General features: G+C 72.0%; 3 protein-coding genes. 1 reads left to right on the plus strand and 2 read right to left on the minus strand.

The window, feature by feature from the left end:
- The first annotated feature begins 820 nt into the window (after positions 1–820).
- On the plus strand, positions 821–2,017 hold the full coding sequence (locus tag ACFWI9_RS25280; RefSeq protein WP_387165340.1) for a protein kinase: 1,197 nt from the start codon (positions 821–823) through the stop codon (positions 2,015–2,017).
- Between the two features lie 28 nt (positions 2,018–2,045).
- Here ACFWI9_RS25280 and ACFWI9_RS25285 read toward each other — a convergent pair whose 3' ends face one another.
- Both ACFWI9_RS25285 and cobA read right to left on the minus strand, forming a co-directional pair.
- Entirely contained in the window at positions 2,046–2,864 is an 819-nt protein-coding gene (locus ACFWI9_RS25285) for a TrmH family RNA methyltransferase (RefSeq protein ID WP_387165338.1), read from the minus strand.
- A 97-nt stretch (positions 2,865–2,961) separates the two neighbouring features.
- Complete coding sequence (gene cobA / locus ACFWI9_RS25290; protein WP_387165339.1) at positions 2,962–4,278, minus strand: uroporphyrinogen-III C-methyltransferase; 1,317 nt, start codon at positions 4,276–4,278, stop codon at positions 2,962–2,964.
- Positions 4,279–4,574 lie beyond the last annotated feature (296 nt).

Below are 4,574 nucleotides of genomic sequence, written 5' to 3' on the forward strand. Positions count from 1 at the left end.
AGCCCCGGGGTGAGTGTGGCGGTCGGGGTGTCTCGTTTATAGGCCCCGCGCGTGCCCCCTCGCGCCCCCGCGCCCCCCCGCGCGGGGCGCCCCCCCCCCCGGCCGGGCGGACACCGAACTCGGCGAACGCCCTGCGCCCATGTGTGCGGATCATGGTCCGCGAAGCCGTGTCCGCCATGGGTCCTCTCCTCTCGTCGTTGGCAGCGGCGGATGTCCGACCTCGGGGGACGAGTGGCTGCATCCACCGCTTGACCTCAAGGCTAGGGACGCGGGTGTATCCGGGCGTCATGCCCGCGTACTGAATCGCGGGCCTCCCGGAGGATGAGCCGAGCACCTGCGGTGTACTCCCCTGGGTGGAGGCGGGGGACACGATCTGCGGGTCTTCCCTGAGAGGGAGCGCTGTCCCGGGGCCCGCCCTCCAGTGGAAGACCAGCCGGACCTGGCCCCGGGACCTGCCTGGCCGACCGGCCATCGCGTGGGTGACGTCGGTCACGTCCCGCTCACCGCTGTAAGGGCCACGGGCCTCACCCACCAGCCGGAAGGCGTCGATCAGCGGGGGGACGGACCCGGCGCCACCCCGGCCGAGTCCGGCACCGTTGGCTACTGCTCCCTGTCAACGCCCTTTCTGATAAGCCCTCTTGAAAGAGACCTCGTGGCTTGGTCCGCTGTATGGCGGGCCCCTGACTTCACTTCAGCCGCCCTGGGTGGCACTGACGATCGATCGGCTCCCGAGGGCGCGGCCTATGAGCACACCGGCCTACGGATACGTAAGCTGTGCCACGTCAAACGGATATCGGACGACCAGCCGGCGGGGATGAACATGGCGTTGATGCGGCTCCGGCGCGAGGATCCGCGTGTCGTCGGCTCGTTCAGGCTGCATCGGCGGCTGGGCGCCGGCGGCATGGGAGTCGTCTACCTCGGTTCCGACCGCCGCGGTCAGCGCGTCGCGCTGAAGGTGATCCGGCCGGACCTGGCGGAGGATCAGGAGTTCAGGTCGCGGTTCGCCCGCGAGGTGTCCGCCGCACGGCGCATCCGGGGCGGCTGCACGGCCCGGTTGGTGGCGGCGGACCTGGAGGCCGATCGCCCGTGGTTCGCCACGCAGTACGTGCCCGGCCCGTCGCTGCACGACAAGGTGGCCGAGGACGGCACGCTGTCGGCCGCGGAGACCGCGGCGATCGGGGCGGCGCTGTCGGAAGGTCTGGTCGCCGTTCACGAGGCCGGTGTGGTGCATCGTGATCTGAAGCCGTCGAACATCCTGTTGTCCCCCAAGGGGCCGCGGATCATCGACTTCGGGATCGCCTGGGCGACCGGGGCGTCCACGCTCACCCATGTCGGCACGGCCGTGGGCTCGCCGGGCTTTCTGGCGCCCGAGCAGGTCAGGGGCGCGGTGGTCACCCCCGCTACCGACGTGTTCTCGCTGGGCGCCACGCTCGCGTACGCCGCGACCGGTGACTCTCCCTTCGGGCAGGGCAGTTCGGAGGTCATGCTCTACCGGGTCGTGCACGAGGAACCGCAGCTGACCGGGGTACCGGACGCGCTTGCCCCGCTGCTGCGGGCGTGCCTGGCGAAAGACCCCGAGCACCGTCCGAGCACACTCCAGCTCTCCATGCGGCTGAAGGAGATCGCTGCTCGCGAGGCCCAGGGACTGCCGGCGCTGCGCCCGCCCGCCCAGCGGGAGCGGATCGAGCAGGAGCTGTCATCGGGGCGCCAGGCGACCGTCCGGTACACGGCGCGCAGCACCCAGGGCCAGGGGCGCGGCAGCACCCAGGGGCAGGGACGCCCGGCGTCCGAGCGCGGGGCACGTTCCTCAGCATCCCGCACGGGTGGTTCGCGTCCGGTTCCGTCCCGGGGTGGCACGGAGGCGGGGCGTACGCCGTCGCGTGCTGGTGGGCGTACGACCTCGACTGGCCGCAGGCCGGCCAACCCCCGTCTGCTGCGGCAGCGGATTTTCGTGTTCGTGGTGGTGACGCTCGTGGTGGCGCTGGGGATCACCGTGGCGCAGGGACTGCGGGGCTGAGGTACGCCCGGGGTCGGCGCGGGGTCGCTCAGTCTTCCGGGCGGCCCGTCGCGACGGCGTAGAAGGCGACTGCCGCGGCCGCTCCCACGTTGAGCGAGTCCACTCCGTGGGCCATCGGGATGCGTACCCATTCGTCGGCGGCGACCAGAGCCTGCCGCGACAGACCGTCCCCTTCCGCACCGAGCATCAGCGCGACCCTGTCCATCCGGTGCGGCGCTGCCTCGTCGATGGGCGAGGCCTTCTCGTCGGGAGTGAGGGCGAGCAGTTTGAAGCCCGCCTCCCGGACCGTTTCCAGTCCCCTGGGCCAGTTGTCGAGCCGGGTGTAGGGGACGGAGAAGACCGCGCCCATCGAGACCTTCACCGAACGCCGGTAGAGCGGGTCGGCGCAGTCGGGCGAGAGCAGCACGGCGTCCATGCCGAGTGCGGCGGCACTGCGGAAGATCGCACCGGTGTTCGTGTGGTCGTTCACCGATTCCATAACGGCGATGCGGCGGGCGCTGTGCAGCAGTTCCGCGGCCGTGGGCAGCGACTTGCGCTGCATGGAGGCGAGTGCGCCGCGGTGGACGTGGTAGCCGGTGACGCGTTCGGCGAGCTCGGGAGTCACGGCGTACACGGGTGCCGGGATCTCGTCGATGACATCCCGCATCACGTCCACCCATTTGGCCGAGAGCAGCATGGAACGCATCTCGTAACCGGCGTCCTTGGCCCGCCTGATGACCTTCTCGCCCTCAGCGATGAACAGGCCCTCGGCGGGCTCGCGCCGACGACGGAGTTCGACGTCGGTCAGTCCCGTGTAGTCGCGCAGCCGCGGGTCGTCGGGGTCTTCGACGGTGATGAGTTCAGCCACAGGGTGATACTGCCTTCTCCGGGTGATGGTGCCAACGCCCGGACGGGTATTGGTTACCGCTGGTTACGCTCGTGGGGGCGGCCTGGGCAGGCTGTACTTACGAGCCGGGCTGCTCGGCGCCGACGGCGACCACGTCCCCGATGACGATGACGGCGGGCGGCCTGACGTCATGCGTACGGACGGCGTCGGCGACCGTGGCGAGTGTGGCGTCGACCCGGCGCTGGGCCGCGGTGGTGCCTTCCTGGATCAGGGCCAACGGGGTCCGGGGGGACTTGCCGTGCGCGATCAGCGCTTCGGCGATGGCGCCGATCTTGTCCACGCCCATGAGGATCACGAGGGTGCCGCGCAGCTTGGCGAGCGACTGCCAGTCCACCAGGGAACGCTCGTCGTCGGGCGCGACATGGCCGCTCACGACCGTGAACTCATGAGCGACGCCCCGGTGGGTGACCGGGATACCCGCGGCGCCCGGCACCGAGATGGAGCTGGAGATCCCGGGGACGACAGTGCAGGGAATGCCCGCTTCCGCCAGGGCCTGGGCCTCCTCCATGCCCCGGCCGAAGACGAACGGGTCACCGCCCTTGAGCCGGACGACCGACTTGCCCGCCTTGGCGTGCTCGATCAGGGCGTTGTTGATGGCCTCCTGAGCCATGAAACGGCCGTACGGGATCTTGGCCGCGTCGATCACCTGGACGTGCGGTGGGAGTTCGTCCAGCAGATCGCGCGGTCCGAGGCGGTCGGCGATCACCACGTCCGCCTCGGCGAGCAGCCTGCGGCCGCGGACCGTGATGAGGTCCGGGTCGCCGGGGCCACCGCCGACCAGGGCGACGAAGGGTGCGCGGGAGCGGTGCTGCGGGGCGACGAGGGAGCCGTCCCGCAGTCCCTCCACGATGGCGTCCCGTACAGCCGCGGAGCGCCGCGGGTCGGTTCCGGTGAGCACCGCGACGGTCACGCCCTCGCTTCGGCCGGTGGCCGGGGTCCATGCGGTGGCCGCCTCGGCGTCGTCGGAGCGTACGCACCAGGTCCTCGTGCGCTCGGCCTCGGCCGACACGGCCTCGTTGGCGACCGGGTCGCCGGTGGCCACAAGCGCGTACCAGGCGTCGGCCAGGTCCCCGTCCTCGTAACGGCGCTTGGTCCAGCTGATCTCGCCCGCCTCGGCCATGGCCTCTACGGACGCGGTGGCGGACGGGGAGATCAGGGTGATGTCGGCGCCGGCCGCGACGAGTGCCGGAAGGCGCCGCTGGGCCACCTGGCCACCCCCGATGACGACGACTCGGCGTCCGGACAGCCGGAGCCCGACGGGGTAGGCGGGCTGCCCGGTGCCCGCGGCCTGCCCGGGCCGCCCCGTGCGCGCGCCGTGTTCGCCTCGCGCGGCCTGGTGCTCGGCTTGCGGGGTGCCTTCTGAGTGCTCGGCCATGGCGGTGCGGCTCCTCGGTGCAGCGGTGCGGGCCGCTGCGACGGTGGAGCGGCTGGTGGGGACGGTGCTTACTTTACGGGGGCGTGGATCGCCACGCCCGTGGCGGTCGGGGTGATCCCCCGTGGGCAAGGGGGACCGCGCGGGACAACTTGCTGGGTAACGCAGCGCGGGGGGGGGGGCCCCCCCGCGCGGGGCGCCGCCGCGGCCCCGCGCCCCCCGCAACCGCCCGCGACGCTGACACGGCGGCGCCCGACAGCGGTGGCACCACCGACCAGGGCCGCGACAGCACTGAAGGG

It is taken from the genome of Streptomyces sp. NPDC127084 (genome assembly GCF_042724175.1).
Lineage (GTDB): Bacteria > Actinomycetota > Actinomycetes > Streptomycetales > Streptomycetaceae > Streptomyces.

Coding starts and splice junctions, on each gene's coding strand:
- cobA (WP_387165339.1), bottom strand. CDS start 4,278: ATGGCCGAGCACTCAGAAGGCACCCCGCAAGCCGAGCACCAGGCCGCG.
- ACFWI9_RS25280 (WP_387165340.1), top strand. CDS start 821: ATGGCGTTGATGCGGCTCCGGCGCGAGGATCCGCGTGTCGTCGGCTCG.